We start from the raw sequence: 16,289 nt of genomic DNA on the forward strand, positions 1-16,289 counted from the left end.
TATAAGAGACGGCCATCGCCGCCGCCAAGAAGCTGCGCCAGAGCACCAACCCGCAGATCCAGCAGCTGGCCCTGGGCATGCTGGACTGCACCAAGCCCGACCCGCTGGCCGGTAACGACGATCCGACCCTGCCGCTGGTCGCCTGCTCCACCGACGGCACCGGCACCTATCTGCTGGGCCCCAGCGCCATCGACGGCCAGGACATCAAGGACGCCAGCGCCTCCCTCAACCAGCAGCAGGGGCAGTGGGAGGTCGATCTGACCTTCAAGCACCCCGACCCCTGGGCCAAGCTCACCGGTGACTACGTCAACCGGCAGGTCGCCTTCGCCCTGGACTCCAGGGTGGTCAGCGCCCCGGTGGTGCAGCAGGGCCCGCAGCTGGGTGGCTCCACGCAGATCACCGGCCACTTCACCGCCACCGCCGCCAAGGATCTGGCCAATCAGCTCAAATACGGCTCGCTGCCGCTGTCCTTCGCGACCTCGGATGCCGAGACGGTGTCCGCGACGCTGGGCCTGTCCTCGCTGCGCGCGGGTCTGATCGCCGGTGCTGTCGGCCTGATCGCGGTGTTGCTGTACTGCCTGCTCTACTACCGGATGCTCGGATTCCTGGCCGGATTCTCGCTGGTCGCCTCCGGTTTCGCGGTGTTCGGCGTCATCGTGCTGCTGGGCCGGTGGATCAGCTTCACCCTCGACCTCGCCGGTATCGCCGGTCTGATCATCGGTATCGGTATGACGGCGGACTCCTTCGTGGTGTTCTTCGAACGAATAAAGGACGAGATGCGCGAGGGCCGCAGCTTCCGCTCGTCGGTGCCGCGCGGCTGGGCGCGCGCCCAGCGCACCAACCTGTCCGGTAAGACGGTCAGCCTGATCGCCTCGGCGGTGCTGTACATCCTGGCCGCCGGGCAGGTGAAGGGCTTCGCCTTCACCCTCGGCCTGACCACCGTGTTCGACGTGATCGTGCTCTACCTGGTCACCTCGCCACTGATGATGCTGGCCTCGCGCTCGCCGTTCTGGGCGAAACCGAGTGTGAACGGGCTGGGCGCGATCGCGCAATACGCCCGGGAACGCAAGGCCGCCGCCGGTGTGCTCGTGGGCAAGGAGGCGTGACGATGAGCGATACTCCTGTCATGGAAGCGGAGACCGTGGACGACCAGGTGGCGACCGCAACGCCTCAGCACGGGTTCTTCGAGCGGCTCTACACCGGTACCGGTGGGTTCCGCATCGTCGGGCGGCGCAATCTGTACTACGCGATCGCCGCGGTGCTGGTCGTGATCGCGGGGCTGAGCATCGGGCTGCGCGGATTCACCCTCGGCATCGACTTCGCCGGTGGCACCCGTATCGACCTGCCCGCCGCCGCAGGGGTGAGCACCACTCAGGTCTCCGATGTGTACGCCCGGTCTCTCGGGAGCGCCCCGGTGAGCGTGCAGAAGGTCGGCTCCGGCTCCTCGGCCTCGTACGAGATCAATTCGGACACACTGAGTTCCGATCAGCAGGACAAGGTGCAGGGCGCGCTGTTCGACGCGTTCCATCCGAAGGATTCCACCGGCGCGGTCAACCGCAACGCGATCAGCATCGCCGAGATCAGCTCCACCTGGGGCGGTGAGGTCACCCGTAAGGCGATCATCGCGCTGGTGGTGTTCGTGCTGCTGACGATGATCTACATCAGCATCCGGTTCGAGCGGGACATGTCGCTCGCGGCGATCGCGTCGCTGTTCTTCAACCTGGTCGTCACCGCGGGCATCTACTCCATCGTCGGGTTCCAGGTGACCCCTGCGGCGGTGATCGGTCTGCTCACCATCCTGGGCTACGTGCTGTACGACAACGTCGTGGTGTTCGACAAGGTGGAGGAGAACACCCGCGGTGTGCTGCACCGCACCAACCGCACCTACGCCGAATTCGCCAACCTGGCGGCCAACCAGACGCTGATGCGCTCGATCAACACCACCGTGATCGGCATCCTGCCGATCGTCGGCATGCTGGTGATCGCGGTGTGGCTGCTGGGCGTGGGCACGCTGAAGGACCTGGCGCTGGTGCAGCTGGTCGGCATGATCGTGGGCGCGTACTCGTCGATCTTCTTCGCGGTGCCGCTGCTGGTGACGCTCAAGGAGACCTGGGGGCCGGTGGCCGCGCACACCAGGAAGGTGCTGGCCAAGCGATCCGGCGCGGCGCGAGACCGGGCGGGCGAGGCGGCCACGCGGCGCGCGGCCTCCCTCGGCGGCTCGGGCGTATCCGCGGGCTCGGGCGCACCCACCGCGCCGCTGCGTCAGCAGCGCGAACCGGGTGCGGCGCCGCGTCCCGGCGCGCGTCCGACCGGCAAGCGGCAGAAGCGGCGGCACTGATCCGACGGTGACCACGCGGGGGCCCGGCTCCCGCGTGGCGCAGCGAACAGCGGAGGAAGCTTGCGTAATCACCGAATCCTGCGTTCCACACTCGCGATACTCGCCGCCGGGGCATTGATGACCGGTGCGCTGGCCGGGTGTTCGGCGAAGAACAAGATCCCGTCCATCGGCTACGCGGTCGACGCGGTGCCGTCGAGCTACAACGGCGGCACGACGCTCGGCGCGAACGGCGGTGCGGCGGCACTGTTCTCGCGGGTGCTGACCGGATTCTTCTACACCGGCCCGGACGGGCAGCCGGTCGCCGACACCGACTACGGCACCGCGAAACCCGTTCCGGGACAGTCGCAGACGATCCAGTACCGGCTCAACCCGGAGGGTGTCTACTCCGACGGCGCCCCGACCACGTGCGACGATCTGGTGCTCGAATGGGCGGCGCGCAGTGGGCGTTTCACCAAACCCGGCCCCAACGGCGATCCGGTGCCGTTGTTCGACGCCGCCTCGACCTCCGGATACTCCGATATCGAGCGGGTGGACTGCCAGCCGGGCTCCAAGGACGCGACGGTGGCGTTCCGGCCCGAGCATCACTACGTCCCGTGGCAGACCCTGTTCAACTCCTCGGAACTGATGCCCGCGCATACCCTCGCGCAGGCCGTGGGCGTGCCGAATATCGTCACCGCGGTGCAGACCGCCGATCCGGCGATGATGGCCAAGATCGCGCAGTTCTGGAATACCGGATGGGATCTGAAGCCCGGCAACGTGGACCCGAAGCTGTTCGTGTCCTCGGGCCCGTACCGGATCGACTCGTACAGCGCCACCGACGGTCTGGTGCTGGTGCAGAACGACAAGTGGTGGGGCAACAAGGCCCTGACGCCTCGAATCGTCTTGTGGCCCAAGGGCACCGATGTGAAGCAGAAGGTGTCGGACAAGGCGATCGGCGTCATCGACGTCGGTGCGGGCTCGGTGAAGGACCTGAGTATGGGCGGGTTCACGGTGAATCAGGTGCCCGGGCGCGGCGCCGAGCAACTGGTGCTGTCCACCGGCGGCGTCTTCGCCTCCGCCGACGCTCGCCGCGCGTTCGCACTGTGCGTCCCGCGTCAGGCGCTGTTCGACAAGCTCGGCCATCCGGGCTTCACCGAGCAGTCCGGTCTGGGTACGGGGCCGCTCAATTCCCGGACGGTGCAGGCGGATTCGGTCTACTACGGGCCGATCGTGGGCCCCGCCGCCAAGTACCGCACCGGAGACGCCGGTGCGGCGCAGCAGGCCCTGAGCGCGGCTGGGGTGACGAATCCCATTGTGCGCATCGGCTATCGCGCGCCCGACGACCGGCGAGCGCAGACGGTCGCGATGATCGCCGCCGCCTGCCACGCGGCCGGGATCAACGTCGTGGACGCGGGCTCACCCACATTCGTCCCGACTCAGCTGGGCACCGCCGCGGACGCGGTGCTGGGCAGTACCGCGGGAGCGCCCGGCCCGGCCGGATCTCTGACGGACAGGGGTACGACCGCGGCGCTGTACACCGGACAGGGCCTCAATTTCGGGCACTACAGCAACGGCCGGTACGATACGCTCGCGGATCAGCTTGCCGCAGATGACAATTCGTCCGACGTGCTCAATTACGACACCGACGCGGAAGGGCTGCTGTGGGGTGACATGCCGACGATCCCGTTGTTCGACACGCCGCGCACCATCGCCTTCGGCGACGGTATGCAGGGTGGGATCGTGAACCCCACCAAGGCCGGTGCGGGGTGGAATATGGATCGCTGGGTGTATCTGAAGGGCTGACTCGTCGGGTATCCGCGCGAACCGCCCGAGTGTCCTGACGAGGTGTTCTGGAGTGCTGGATGAGAGAGTGTGGTGGGTGTAGATGAGTAAGCATGGAATGGTCGAGTCGGAGCAGGAATTGAGCGAGCGCATTGCACGAGCGGCCGACGCGGTCGAGCGGCTGACCCGATGGCACGACGATTTCCCTACCCCTGGCGTGCGTTTCGCGGATCTTACCCCCGTATTCGCCGACGCCGGGGGATTCCATGCGTTGATCGACGCGCTGGGCGCGTGCGCCCCGGACGCGGATCTGGTGGCCGGGGTGGACGCACGCGGGTTCCTGCTGGGCGCGGGCGTCGCGGCCTCGCTCGGCACCGGGGTGGTCGCGGTGCGCAAGGCCGGTAAGCTGCCGCCGCCGGTGTTGTCCCGCGAATACACTCTCGAATACGGTTCGGCCGCACTGGAAATACCCGCCGACGGCATCGATCTGCGCGGCCACAGGGTGCTGCTGTTGGACGACGTGCTCGCCACCGGCGGCACGCTCGCGGCGGCGGCCGGCCTGTTCGCCGAGGCCGGCGCCGAGGTGGTGGCCGCGGCGGTGGTGCTCGAATTGAGCTTCCTGGGCGGGCGCGAGCGTCAGGGCGAGTATCCGGTGACTTCGATTGTGCGCCTGTGAATCCGGCGCATCCGGTTGTGCGGGCGGTGGCGGGGCTATAGGCTCTCGCCTCGGCGGCCAGGGGAGCGCCGCCCGGATGGAGTACTCAGTGAAATCACAGGGAGCCAGGGCCAGTATCACGCTATGAGTCGATCGAAGCGCACCAGCGTCACCACCGCCGTTGCCGTCGCTGCTGGAGGGGTGCTCCTCGTCGGCGCCTCCACCGCGTCGGCGTCGCCGTCGGCCGATGTGCACGGCGGTAAGACCATCACGGCGCAGGTGTCGGGCGAGAAGCCCGGGCAGTCCTGCCGAATCGACGCCGGTGGGATCCAGACGGCGTGGCGGCCGGTCGGGCGCGACGGCACGGTGCACCTGGACAGCGGTCCGGTGCCGCAGGGGCGGCACGACGCTGAGATTCTCTGTGAGAACCCGCTTGTCGGAGACGCGTCGGTGCACCATGTCGGGCACGAGCAGGACGTGTTCACCGGCCGCTGGGCCGCTGCGTTCGAATTCCTCCAGCACCATCGGCTGGAGTTCCTCACCCCGGACCAGCGTTCCTGAGCGAACCATCAGGTCGGCGCGTCCAGCGCACGACGGAGCCGAGCCGAGTCGTGAGCTAGACCCGGGCGACCAGCCGGGCCAGGAAGCCCGTCACGATCAGCCAGAACACTGCTGCCAGACCGTATGTGATGATCACGTTCAGGTCGTGGTTGCTCATGTTGAACAGGCCGGGGAAGAACAGGGCCAGCGGTTCGGCGAGCGATCTGATGAAGGTGAAGAACTTGTTTCCCGGGTTGGCGTTGAACAGTTGCAGCACGATGTAGACCACCTCGATGAGCGCGAAGATGGCGCCCACCCAGCTGATCAGTGCCGCAGCCGAACTCACGCCGCGGGAGGTGCGATATCGGTACATGCCTAGAACGTGCCCGCTACTGACCCGGTCAAACTGGACATCACCTGAATATTCCGGCGTCGTGGGCCTCGTCTCCAGAATTGAGAGCAGTGCTCTTGACTTGTCCGCATCCGTGGTGCAGACTCGTATTCACAACAGAGAGCAGTGCTCACAAGCAAGGAGTCATCATGAACGCCACCCGCAACATCGGCCCGTCCGGCGGCGACGCGATCTTCAACAAGGCGATGAATCTGGTCTCCAAGCTCGGGATCAGCGTGGCCGGTTCGCGCCTGCTGGCCGTGCGGGGTCGCAAGTCGGGGGAATGGCGTACCACCACGGTGAACCTCCTGGTCGACGCCGACGGCTCGCGCTACCTTGTCGCGCCGCGCGGGCACACCCAATGGGTGCGCAACATCCGCGTCGCCGGGGGTGGCGAGCTGCGGCTGGGCCGTAAGGCCGAGCCGATCACGGTGACCGAGCTGGCCGACGCCGACAAGACGCCGGTGCTGCGGCTCTACCTGAAGAAGTGGGGCTGGGAGGTCGGCCGCTTCTTCGAGGGCGTCACCGCCGATGCGACCGACGAGCAACTGGCCGATATAGCACCCGGCTTCCCGGTATTCCGGATCAACTGAGCGAGCTGCCGTCGTTCCCGCACGCCTTTGACGGGAATTCATTGTTACGCGATGGGTTCCGGTGGATACGTCGGAACGGCGATGAGCAGGGGGCGCGCGAGGAGGGAAATCTCCTTGCGCGGTCTCATTTTGTTGGCTAACTTTGTTGACGTCTTATTCCCGTTGATCGGAGTAGCCGTTGCTCTTCTGAGATGACCGCCGAGCCGCCCGCAATCGCGCGTGGCATTCTCGCGAACTCTCAGGAGCATGCATATGCCTACGACTATTTCGCTGTCCGATCTCACCTTCGCCTGGGCCGATGGCACACCTGTCTTCGACGGTCTGGACGCGGTCCTTGGCCCCGGTCATCTCGGCCTGGTCGGCAGCAACGGCGCGGGCAAATCCACGCTGCTGCGGCTGATCGACGGCGAGCTGCGGCCCGCGCGCGGTTCGATCACCATCGGCGGGCGGCTGGGCTATCTGCGTCAGGATCTGGGGCTGGCCGCCGGGCAGCGGGTCGACGAGGTGCTCGGTATCGCCGAGATCCGGCGCGCGCTGCATCGCATCGAGTCCGGCGCCGGCGCGGAGGCGGATTTCGGGATCGTCGGCAGCCGGTGGGACGTCGAGGAGTCCGCCGTTGCCCTGCTGGGGCGCCTGGGCCTGCGATACGTGGCCGACGGTGTGGCACAACTGGATCGCCGCCTGGATACCCTCTCTGGCGGGGAGACCGTTCTGCTCGGCCTGGTCGCCGAGCTGCTGCGCGAACCCGATGTGCTGCTGCTGGACGAGCCGACCAACAATCTGGATCAGGCCGCGCGCGGGCGACTCTACGCGGTGATCGATGAGTTCCCCGGCGCCGCGCTGATCGTCAGCCACGACCGGGATCTGCTCAACCGCATGGGCGCGATCGCCGAGCTGCGCCAAGGCGAGATCCGTTTGTTCGGCGGCGATTTCGACTCCTACTCCGCGACGATCGAGGCCGAGCAGCAGGCCGCCCGGGCCGCGATTCGCGACGCGCGCAGCGATGTTCGTAAACAATCCCGCGAATTGGTCGAGGCGCGAACGAAAATCGACCGCCGCCGGCGCTACGGCCAGAAGATGTACGAGCAGAAGCGCGAGCCGAAAATCGTGATGGGCAACCGCAAACGCCAGGCGGAAGTGTCGGCGGGCAAGCTGCGGGGCAATCACATCGCGAAGGTCGAACAGGCGCAGGACAGCCTGGCCCAGGCTCAGGAGCGGCTGCGCGACGACCGGGAAATCCGCGTCGAGCTGCCCGGCACCCGGCTGTATCCCGGACAGGAGGTCATGGATCTGCGCGAGGTGCGCCTGGCCAACGGTCCCGTGGTGACGTTGCGGGTGAGCGGCCCGGAGCGGATCGCGCTTACCGGCCGCAACGGTGTCGGCAAGACCACCCTGCTGCGCCGGATCGCGGCGGAGCCGCCGAAGGTGCCGTGGCGGATGCTCCCGCAGCGCCTGGACGTGTTCGACGAGCGGCGCACGGTGTTCGAGAACGTCTCGGCGGCCACCCCGCATGCCCAGGCCGAGCAGGTGCGCGCGCAGCTGGCCCGGTTCCTGTTCCGCGGCACGGACGCCGACGTGCCGGCGGGCGCGCTGTCCGGCGGGGAGCGGCTGCGCGCGGCCCTGGCGATGCTGTTGCTGGCCGATCCCGCGCCGCGGCTACTGCTGCTGGACGAGCCGACCAACAACCTCGACCTGCCCAGCCTGGCGCATCTGACCGAGGCGCTGAGCGGGTTCGCCGGTGCGCTGATCGTCGTCAGCCACGATCAGCGCTTCCTGGACGACATCGGGTGCACCCGTCGAGTCGAGCTGACGGCGGAAGGCCTGCTCGAGCAGGAGTGAGCCGAGGCGCGTCCGGGCGCGGACCGAGGAGGCAGGTCGCGCGACCAGCTCAGCGGCGCGGCCGCTCCGGGGTAGCATCGGGAACTCCTGATGCCCCTGGGACGTTGTCTCGGGTGTCGGCTACCGCTGACGGGGGAAACCAACGGTGACGAGGCCGGAAACGGACGGAATACCTGGGAATAGGCGTGTGTCGGACATGCGGATTAAAGTTGGTGGTCTGAGCCGGTGGAACCCATCGGATAGGGTGTTCCGGTCGAGTCGGGAGAGGTGGTGACATGACTCAGCATCTGGAACGGGCGAGTGCCGAGCAACCGAACGCTGATGATCGTGTCGCACCGGCGCAGGCCGAGTCCGCCCCGTCGCCGGCAGGTAAACCCGCCGAGCCCGCGCCGCGTGCGGTTCCGCCGCGTCAGCCGGGCAGTCCCGCGGTCGTGTCGACCTCTGCGTCGCGGCGGGTGCGTGCGCGCCTCGCCCGGCGGATGACAGGTCAGCGCGGTATCGCCGCGGTCAAGCCGGTGCTCGAGCCGCTGGCCACCGTGCATCGTGAGCTGTATCCGAAGGCCAATCTGCAACTGCTGCAACGCGCTTTCGACGTCGCCGACGAGAAGCACGCCCACCAGTTCCGCAAGTCCGGCGACCCGTACATCACGCACCCGCTGGCCGTGGCCAACATCCTGGCCGAGCTGGGTATGGACACCACCACGCTGGTCGCCGCCCTGCTGCACGACACGGTGGAGGATACGGGCTACTCCCTCGACGAGCTCACCGCCGAATTCGGCCAGGAGGTCGCTCACCTGGTCGACGGCGTGACCAAGCTGGACAAGGTCAACCTGGGCAACGCCGCCGAGGCCGAGACCATCCGCAAGATGATCATCGCGATGGCGCGTGATCCCCGCGTCCTGGTCATCAAGGTCGCCGACCGCCTGCACAACATGCGCACCATGCGTTTCCTCCCGCCGGAGAAGCAGGCCAAGAAGGCTCGCGAGACGCTGGAAGTCATTGCGCCGCTTGCCCATCGCCTCGGTATGGCCACGGTCAAATGGGAGCTGGAGGATTTGGCCTTCGCCATCCTGCACCCCAAGAAGTACGACGAGATCGTGCGCCTGGTCGCCGACCGCGCGCCCTCGCGCGACACCTACCTGGCCAAGGTACGCGCCGAGATCGTCAACACGCTGATGACCAGCCGCATCACCGCCGTGGTGGAGGGCCGACCCAAGCACTACTGGTCGATCTACCAGAAGATGATCGTCAAGGGTAAGGACTTCGACGACATCCACGATCTGGTCGGCATCCGCATCCTGTGCGACGAGGTGCGCGACTGCTATGCCGCGGTCGGCGTGGTGCACTCGCTGTGGCAGCCGATGGCCGGGCGCTTCAAGGACTACATCGCCCAGCCGCGCTATGGGGTGTATCAGTCGCTGCACACCACCGTCGTCGGTCCGGACGGTAAACCCCTGGAGGTGCAGATCCGCACCCAGGACATGCACCGCACGGCCGAGTTCGGCATCGCCGCGCACTGGCGCTACAAGGAGACCAAGGGCAAGCACTCCGGCGATATCGCCGAGGTCGACGATATGGCCTGGATGCGTCAGCTGCTCGACTGGCAGCGTGAGGCCGCCGACCCGGCCGAGTTCCTGGAGTCGCTGCGCTTCGATCTGAAATCGCCCGAGATCTTCGTGTTCACCCCGAAGGGCGATGTGATCACGCTGCCGCAGAAGTCGACCCCGGTCGATTTCGCCTACGCCGTGCACACCGAGGTCGGGCACAAATGCATCGGCGCCCGGGTCAACGGCCGCCTCGTCGCACTCGAACGCCAGCTGGAGAACGGTGAGGTCGTCGAGATCTTCACCTCCAAGGCGCAGAACGCCGGGCCGAGCCGCGACTGGCAGAACTTCGTCGTGTCGCCACGCGCGAAGGCCAAAATCCGCCAGTGGTTCGCGAAGGAACGCCGCGAGGAGGCTCTCGAGGCGGGTAAGGAGCAGATCTCCAAGGAGGTCCGTCGTTCCGGCCTGCCACTGCAGCGCCTGATGAGCGTCGACGCGATGACGGCGCTGGCCCACGAACTGCACTACACCGACATCTCCGCGTTGTACGCGGCGGTCGGGGAGAGTCAGGTCTCCGCCCACACCGTCGTGCAGCGGCTGATGGCCCAGCTCGGCGGCGTCGGCGACGTGGAAAACGAACTCGCCGAACGCAGTACGCCCTCCACGCTGCCGCTGCGCCAGCGCACCGGGGGCGACGCCGGGGTGGAGATTCCCGGCGCTCCGGGCACCGTGACCAAGCTCGCCAAGTGCTGCACCCCGGTGCCGGGCGACGAGATCATGGGCTTCATCACCCGTGGTGGCGCGGTGAGCGTGCACCGCACCGACTGCACCAACGCCGACTCGCTCCAGGCCCAGCAGGAGCGGATCATCGACGTCAAATGGGCGCCCTCACCGTCCTCGATCTTCCTGGTCGCCATCCAGATCGAGGCATTGGACCGCACCCGCCTACTATCCGACGTCACCAAGGTCCTCGCCGACGAGAAGGTCAACATCCTGTCCGCCTCGGTAATGACCTCGGGCGACCGCGTAGCGATCAGCAAGTTCACCTTCGAGATGGGTGATCCCAAGCATCTGGGCCACCTGCTGAACGTGGTCCGCAATGTGGAGGGCGTGTACGACGTCTACCGGGTGACCTCGGCGGCGTAACCGCGCATCCGGTCCGGACGGGTCTTCCCCGGCCGGGACATGCGCGGATGCGGGATGTGCGCCCGAATCCGATTGTCCCGGTCCGGGTCCTCGACAGATCCTTTGTGGTACGGCACGCCGATCCGGCGGCCGCACAAGGTAATTCGAGGAGAATCGCAATGCAGAGCGCAACCATGGTCCGGACTGCCGGGGTGTCGTCGTACTTCAACGAGCAGCTGGATCTCGGTTCGGCCGACGCCGCCTACCGCGCGTACGGCCACCCGCAGGCCGGCGATGAGCGCAGCATCTTGATGGATCTGCTCAACATCACCAAGGGGCAGGCACAGTGCCTGCATGTCAACGACGTGTGCTTCATGTAGCACCAGGATTCATTGACAGACCTCTCCGGGCCGCCCACCGCGTCCCGGGGAGGCATCCCGAGGGGAATGTACGGTGAGAAAACTGACCACAGCGGTGCGGTCGCTCGTATTCGGCGCCGCACCGATATCACGGGAGCGCGCGCTGGCCGTGTCCGAGCGGCTGGCCGCGGCGACCACGGTGACTTCGTCGCTGGAACATCTGGTCATCCGCGACAAATTCGGCGCCGGCGGCGTCAACGACTGGAATATCGTGCGGCAGACCACGCTCGGCCGCGGCGCGATCGAGCGCCGGATTCTGGAGGCGGTGAGCACCGAGCGCCGAACCGTCGCCCTGCACTGCGCGAGAGTCGTTGTCGGCGTGTGTATTCTGCTCCCCGGCCAGGGACGTTGGCGCGGATACGGTAATGCGTTCCTCGCACTCGGCACGATCGTGCTGAGCCCGCGGCATCGGTACGGCAGCGACGGATCCGACCAGGTCGCCACCATCACTCACGCGGTCGCGGCGACCGCACGCCTGTCGCGCACGACCGAGGCGAGCGATGCCGCCCTGTGGTACGGGTCGATACAGGCGGCCCTGGCGTACTGCGTGCCGGGCACGCTCAAACTGCTGGGCGAGCAGTGGCGCGGCGGGTCGGCGCTGAGCGGGATCATGCGCACCCGTGCCTACGGCCATCCCGGCCTGTACGCGGTGATGCGGCGGCATCCGCGGGCCACACGGTATCTCTCCCACGCCACAGTGGCGTGGGAGTGCGCATTTCCCCTGATCTTTGCCGCGCGCGGCCGGCTGACCCGGCCGGTGCTCGCGACCGGTCTGGGATTCCATCTCGTCAACGGTGTCACCATGGGGCTCGGGCGATTCCTGACCGCATTCCCTTCGATGTATCCGATGCTGGCCTACACCACGACGCCGCGCACCCATCACGCGGTGGCGGACCGCGACGATCGAGTGGTGCGTGTGGCCCTCGGCGCGGTACTGGCCGCCGGCGCGGTCGCGGGGACGCTGGCGGTGCGTAAACGGCTGGAGGTGCTCGACGGCTGGCCCAAATCCAAGACCATGACCACTCGGTGCGGAAATCGCCTGCAGTACAAGGCCGTCGGTGACTGGGACGAGGGCTCCCCGGTGGTGGTGCTGCTCTCGGACCGGGCGGAGACGCCGGAGCACTTCTCCTGGCTGATCGATCGGCTCGCCGAGACCAGCGGCTGCGGCGTGCTGAGTTATTCGCGCGCCGGGTACGGCGCGAGCAGGCGATATGCCCGCGCGCGGTTCGAACTGAGCGAGGCGGCCGGCGATCTGGCGGACCTGCTCGCGGAGGCGGTGCCCCCGGACCGGCGAATCGTGTTGGCGGGCCACGGGTTCGGCGGCATACTCGCGCGCAGTGCGGCGCAGTCCCTGCCGGGGCGGATCGACACCGTGGCCTATATCGATCCGATTCATACGCCATGTCCGGACGTCGATCCCGCGGATGAGGCCCGGGAGGACGCCGAGACGCGGCAGGTGCTGTGGAGTCTGCGTGCCGGACTCGGCGTTCTGGTGAACCGGCCGCGATGGCTGGACAGTCTGCCCTCACCGAACCAGCGACAGGTGTTCGCCCAATGGTCCGACGCCAGGATGTGGCGTGCCACTGCCCGCGAGATGCGGGTGCTGCGCGAGTGGGCGGAGCCCACGGCGGGGCAGGCGGTCGGCCATGCGCTGGTCATCACCTCGCAGCAGAGCCTCGATCAATCACCGGAACGCGCCGCGCGTGATGCGGACCTCCTCGACGCGCATCGCCGGGCGGGGTTCCGCGGCGAGTCGGCGGTCCTCGCCCATGCCGATCGGCAGGGTCTGCTGACCAACCAGCGATTCGCTGTGCAGGTCGCGGACCGGATCCTGGAATTTCTGGCGGCGGCGAACCCGCCGGCGGAACAGCGGCACGGGGGAAGCGGCTGGTGGCCGACCGTGGCCGAGCCGATCGAGAGCATGCGTGGGGGACAGAAGTGAGGGCACGATCGCTGCGAACCGTCGCGATGCACTACGTTTCCGGCAGGGGGGCGATGGTCCGGCTGGTCGTGGCATCGATGCTCGTCGCAACGCTCGGGACGCAGCATCCGGGCAAGATGTTCAAGCGCCTGACGCACTCGAACCTCTTCGCGGTCCTGCCGCACTGGGGGTTCTTCGCCCCGAACCCCGCTACGCTCGATTACCACGTGATGGCGCGGTTCGTGCTGCGTGACGGTTCCGGGCTGGCGTGGCAGGACGTCGATTTCATCGAGGAGCGGCGGGTCCGGCATGCGGTCTGGTTTCCCCTGGCCCGGCAGAAGAAGGCGCTGTACGACCTGGTCGCCGACCTGCTCACGGTATCCGAGCGTGGCGCCGAGCTGATGGCCCTTACCCCGGCGTTCTCCGTCCTGACCGCCCATGTGCGCACGCGGCTGAGCCCTCCCGGCCGCGAGGACGTCACCGGGTTCCAGCTCGCCATCGTCGAGTCGACCGGGTACGACACCAGCGTGCCACCCGAGGTGAGGATCGTCACCCGGCCACAACCGCTGACTTCTCGCTAGTATTCGCCGTCACCCGGAAACTGTCGTGATCGGTTGTGTGACAGCCGATCACGGAATCCACTTGACCTGGAGTGCGCTCCAGCGGTTACCGTCGGACGGTATGGACGTAGACAACGCAGTGAACGGTCGGGTTGCGCTGGTTACCGGGGGCACGCGGGGGATCGGGCGGGCTATCGCGGAGGCGCTGGCGGGTGCCGGTATTGCGGTGGCGGTGAATTATCGCAGTCGCAAGGACGAGGCCGCCGAGGTCGTCGGGGGAATCGAGCGAGCCGGCGGGCGAGCTATCGCGGTGGGTGCGGATGTGTCGGTGAGTGCCGAGGTGGACGCGATGATCGAGCAGGTTCGCGGCGAGCTGGGCGAGGTCGACATCCTGATCAACAATGCGGGGATCGCCCTCACGCGGGATGTCGCCGAGGTGAGCGAGGACGATTTCGATCGCACGCTGGCGGCCAATCTGAAATCGGCGTTCCTGTGCACCCAGGCCGTCCTGCCCGGGATGCGCGCGCGGGGCTGGGGCCGGATCGTGAACATCTCCTCGGCCGCCGCCCGGATCGGCGGTGCGGTGGGCGTGCACTACAACGCGTCCAAGGCGGGCCTCGAGGGCCTGACCCGCGGCTACGCCGCCCGCGTCGGGCGCGACGGGGTGACCGTGAACGCCGTCTCGCCCGGACCCATCGACACCGAGATGGCCGCGCCGCTCAAGGCCGCCGGCGTCGGCGAGCAGTTGCCGGTCGGCCGCATGGGTACGCCCGAGGAGGTTGCCGCCGCGGTGCTGATGGTCGTCGGCAACGGGTTCGTCACCGGGCAGACCGTCGGCGTGAACGGCGGCCGGGACTTCATCTGACGGTGCTATCGCTCCGGAGACGCGTCGGCCGGTTTGGCGTCCGGTAACTCCGACTCTTCACCGGGCGCCGGCTTCTCGACGGCCTGCGCCCGGGCCAGCCGGACCGCCTCGACACACATCACCGCCACTGCCAGCAGCACCAATCCGGTGCCGATCGGGCCGCTGCGCAGGCGTTCGTCCAGGACGGTGATACCGATGAAGGCCGCGCCGATCGGTTCGGCGACCGTGAAGGCCGGAAACGAGGCCGACAGCGGGCCCACCTGGTAGGCCCGCTGTTGTAGATACAAACCGATCAGTCCGGTCGCGACCAGGGTGTAGGTCTCCCAATTTGTCAGCACCGCCACCGGGCCGTGTGCGAACAGGTGGGTGACGTGTTCGGTGAGCGCGGACGATATGCCGAACAGTAGCCCGGCCGCGGTGCCCAGGAGCAGCGCCTGCATCGTCGGCGCCTTCACCACCAGCGCGATCCCGATACCGGCCGCGATCAGCACGCACAGCAGGATCAGCGGCCCGAGCCAGTGATGCCACGGCGCGTCGATATGCCCCTCGGTCGGATTGCCGATGACCAGGAATACCGCCAGCGCGATCGACAGCGCACCGGCCTGCGCCCACATCCCAGCCGTGACGCGCCGGCCGCTGTAGTGTGCCGCCAAGGGTAGCGCGAAGACCAGCGCGGTCACCAGAATGGGCTGCACGATCAGCACCGAGCCCAGTGCCAGGGCCGCGACCTGGAATCCGAACCCGCCCGCGTCCCCGACCATGCCCGCCCACCAGCGCGGATTGCGGATCAACCGGGCGAGCAGGGCGTCACCCTCGGGGACGTCCGCTGCCGCGCGCTGCTGCGCGACGGCGGATACGGCGAACATCACCGCACCGATGAACGCACACCCGACGGCTGCTAGGGGTAAGTCGGCCACTCCCACAGTCTGCCCTGGCATGTCTGGGAACTTGCTCGAGGCCCCGGGGAAGATCGTCCGCCCGGCGGGGGAAGTTGTGCGGATGGGCGAATATCGCCGGAGTCGCCTGTGAAATGGCAAGGAATCAGCAAATGTGAAGTAGGAGAATTTAAAATACGAATCGGGCGATTCCTGGGCCTTTGTGACCCATGGCAAGTATGCGGCATCCCAATTGGCGTGTGGGAAAACTCGGTCCGGCGTGGCGCTAGCTGAATCTTTTCATCCAGTGCAGGTTTCGGGCAGTGATCGCCAGGTAGTTGCTGCATAGGGAGCTTTGCCGGTGTGCGGCCAGCGTATTCTTCCGGTTTCTCCGCCCGGATGCGCCGGATCTTCCTGTTATATGCAGGATGCACTGCACGGTAAGCCGGAATCTGTTACGGTCTATTGCGTTTCGGGGTTCACACGGCGCAACTCGAACCGTCGCAACCCTCCGAGCACCTTGCATACAGCTGGTTAAGGGGGTCGCAGGATGCCGACCGTGCGCACGACCTGGTGCATGCTGGTCAGGATCGCGGGGCACTCTGCGCGCCCGGAGGCGTATTCGCCGCAGGTGCTGCCTGCTTCGGCCCTGCACCACTTGGACATTCGACTTACTCGCCCATCAGGATGCCACATCGTCGCGACACGCGACGCGATCCGGGGAATCTCGAGTGGCCCTCTCGGCGCGTCGAGTTCGTCGAATTCGTCAGGTACGGGAGAATTTCCGTTTGGGACTCACCGCGTCGACGTCGCATCCGGCGGCGTGGCAACGGCCCGGTCCGCCGATCCCGCCTACCCGTTCT

The 16,289-nt window shown here is 67.4% G+C and carries 13 protein-coding genes and 1 pseudogene; 12 read left to right on the forward strand and 2 right to left on the reverse strand.

From position 1 onward, the window contains the following. Window positions 1-14 precede the first annotated feature (14 nt). The 5 genes and pseudogenes from secD to JZ791_RS30330 all read left to right on the forward strand — a co-directional run. Window positions 15-1,106: pseudogene (gene secD / locus JZ791_RS30310) on the forward strand (protein translocase subunit SecD); the annotation flags it as partial. Window positions 1,107-1,108: 2 nt separating this feature from the next. After that, window positions 1,109-2,338 carry a protein translocase subunit SecF gene (gene secF, locus JZ791_RS30315; RefSeq protein ID WP_216898971.1) on the forward strand — a complete coding sequence of 410 codons (1,230 nt, stop codon included), beginning with the start codon at window positions 1,109-1,111 and terminating at the stop codon, window positions 2,336-2,338. Between the two features lie 117 nt (window positions 2,339-2,455). Next, the gene (locus JZ791_RS30320) at window positions 2,456-4,120 is read left to right on the forward strand and encodes an ABC transporter substrate-binding protein (protein ID WP_216899013.1); all 1,665 of its coding nucleotides are present in this window, start codon (window positions 2,456-2,458) and stop codon (window positions 4,118-4,120) included. 82 nt (window positions 4,121-4,202) lie between these two features. After that, on the forward strand, window positions 4,203-4,775 hold the full coding sequence (locus tag JZ791_RS30325) for an adenine phosphoribosyltransferase (protein ID WP_216898973.1): 573 nt from the start codon (window positions 4,203-4,205) through the stop codon (window positions 4,773-4,775). A gap of 123 nt (window positions 4,776-4,898) precedes the next feature. After that, window positions 4,899-5,315, forward strand: coding sequence for a hypothetical protein (locus JZ791_RS30330; protein WP_216898975.1), 417 nt, complete (start codon window positions 4,899-4,901; stop codon window positions 5,313-5,315). A gap of 55 nt (window positions 5,316-5,370) precedes the next feature. Here the strand turns inward: JZ791_RS30330 and JZ791_RS30335 are convergent, their stop codons facing one another. Beyond that, a complete protein-coding gene (locus JZ791_RS30335; RefSeq protein ID WP_216898977.1) occupies window positions 5,371-5,667 on the reverse strand; it encodes a hypothetical protein in 297 nt (98 codons plus the stop codon). A gap of 167 nt (window positions 5,668-5,834) precedes the next feature. Between JZ791_RS30335 and JZ791_RS30340 the strand changes: the two genes are divergently transcribed. From JZ791_RS30340 to JZ791_RS30370, 7 genes are all read left to right on the forward strand, one after another. Further along, complete coding sequence (locus tag JZ791_RS30340) at window positions 5,835-6,278, forward strand: nitroreductase/quinone reductase family protein (RefSeq protein WP_216898979.1); 444 nt, start codon at window positions 5,835-5,837, stop codon at window positions 6,276-6,278. Window positions 6,279-6,530: 252 nt separating this feature from the next. Then, window positions 6,531-8,117 (forward strand): ABC-F family ATP-binding cassette domain-containing protein, encoded by a 1,587-nt coding sequence (locus tag JZ791_RS30345; RefSeq protein ID WP_216898980.1) that lies wholly within the window; start codon window positions 6,531-6,533, stop codon window positions 8,115-8,117. Window positions 8,118-8,392: 275 nt separating this feature from the next. After that, a complete protein-coding gene (locus tag JZ791_RS30350) occupies window positions 8,393-10,807 on the forward strand; it encodes a RelA/SpoT family protein (protein WP_216898982.1) in 2,415 nt (804 codons plus the stop codon). A gap of 158 nt (window positions 10,808-10,965) precedes the next feature. Then, window positions 10,966-11,166 (forward strand): hypothetical protein, encoded by a 201-nt coding sequence (locus JZ791_RS30355; RefSeq protein WP_216898984.1) that lies wholly within the window; start codon window positions 10,966-10,968, stop codon window positions 11,164-11,166. Window positions 11,167-11,239: 73 nt separating this feature from the next. Then, window positions 11,240-13,147 carry an alpha/beta fold hydrolase gene (locus tag JZ791_RS30360; RefSeq protein ID WP_216898986.1) on the forward strand — a complete coding sequence of 636 codons (1,908 nt, stop codon included), beginning with the start codon at window positions 11,240-11,242 and terminating at the stop codon, window positions 13,145-13,147. Continuing rightward, on the forward strand, window positions 13,144-13,707 hold the full coding sequence (locus JZ791_RS30365; protein ID WP_216898988.1) for a hypothetical protein: 564 nt from the start codon (window positions 13,144-13,146) through the stop codon (window positions 13,705-13,707). The genes JZ791_RS30360 and JZ791_RS30365 overlap by 4 nt, the downstream gene beginning before the upstream one ends. Before the next feature lie 100 nt (window positions 13,708-13,807). Further along, a complete protein-coding gene (locus JZ791_RS30370; RefSeq protein WP_216898990.1) occupies window positions 13,808-14,551 on the forward strand; it encodes an SDR family NAD(P)-dependent oxidoreductase in 744 nt (247 codons plus the stop codon). 5 nt (window positions 14,552-14,556) lie between these two features. Here JZ791_RS30370 and JZ791_RS30375 read toward each other — a convergent pair whose 3' ends face one another. After that, window positions 14,557-15,468 carry a DMT family transporter gene (locus JZ791_RS30375; protein WP_308163159.1) on the reverse strand — a complete coding sequence of 304 codons (912 nt, stop codon included), beginning with the start codon at window positions 15,466-15,468 and terminating at the stop codon, window positions 14,557-14,559. Window positions 15,469-16,289: the final 821 nt, after the last annotated feature.

The sequence above is a fragment of the Nocardia alni genome, from assembly GCF_019038435.1.
GTDB lineage: Bacteria > Actinomycetota > Actinomycetes > Mycobacteriales > Mycobacteriaceae > Nocardia > Nocardia alni.

What these genes read in the sequence shown, in the direction of transcription:
- JZ791_RS30345 (WP_216898980.1), top strand. Translation starts at nt 6,531, where the DNA reads ATGCCTACGACTATTTCGCTGTCCGATCTCACCTTCGCCTGGGCCGAT.
- JZ791_RS30350 (WP_216898982.1), top strand. Translation starts at nt 8,393, where the DNA reads ATGACTCAGCATCTGGAACGGGCGAGTGCCGAGCAACCGAACGCTGAT.
- JZ791_RS30325 (WP_216898973.1), top strand. Translation starts at nt 4,203, where the DNA reads ATGAGTAAGCATGGAATGGTCGAGTCGGAGCAGGAATTGAGCGAGCGC.
- JZ791_RS30370 (WP_216898990.1), top strand. Translation starts at nt 13,808, where the DNA reads ATGGACGTAGACAACGCAGTGAACGGTCGGGTTGCGCTGGTTACCGGG.
- JZ791_RS30330 (WP_216898975.1), top strand. Translation starts at nt 4,899, where the DNA reads ATGAGTCGATCGAAGCGCACCAGCGTCACCACCGCCGTTGCCGTCGCT.
- JZ791_RS30355 (WP_216898984.1), top strand. Translation starts at nt 10,966, where the DNA reads ATGCAGAGCGCAACCATGGTCCGGACTGCCGGGGTGTCGTCGTACTTC.
- JZ791_RS30340 (WP_216898979.1), top strand. Translation starts at nt 5,835, where the DNA reads ATGAACGCCACCCGCAACATCGGCCCGTCCGGCGGCGACGCGATCTTC.
- JZ791_RS30335 (WP_216898977.1), bottom strand. Translation starts at nt 5,667, where the DNA reads ATGTACCGATATCGCACCTCCCGCGGCGTGAGTTCGGCTGCGGCACTG.
- secF (WP_216898971.1), top strand. Translation starts at nt 1,109, where the DNA reads ATGAGCGATACTCCTGTCATGGAAGCGGAGACCGTGGACGACCAGGTG.
- JZ791_RS30320 (WP_216899013.1), top strand. Translation starts at nt 2,456, where the DNA reads ATGACCGGTGCGCTGGCCGGGTGTTCGGCGAAGAACAAGATCCCGTCC.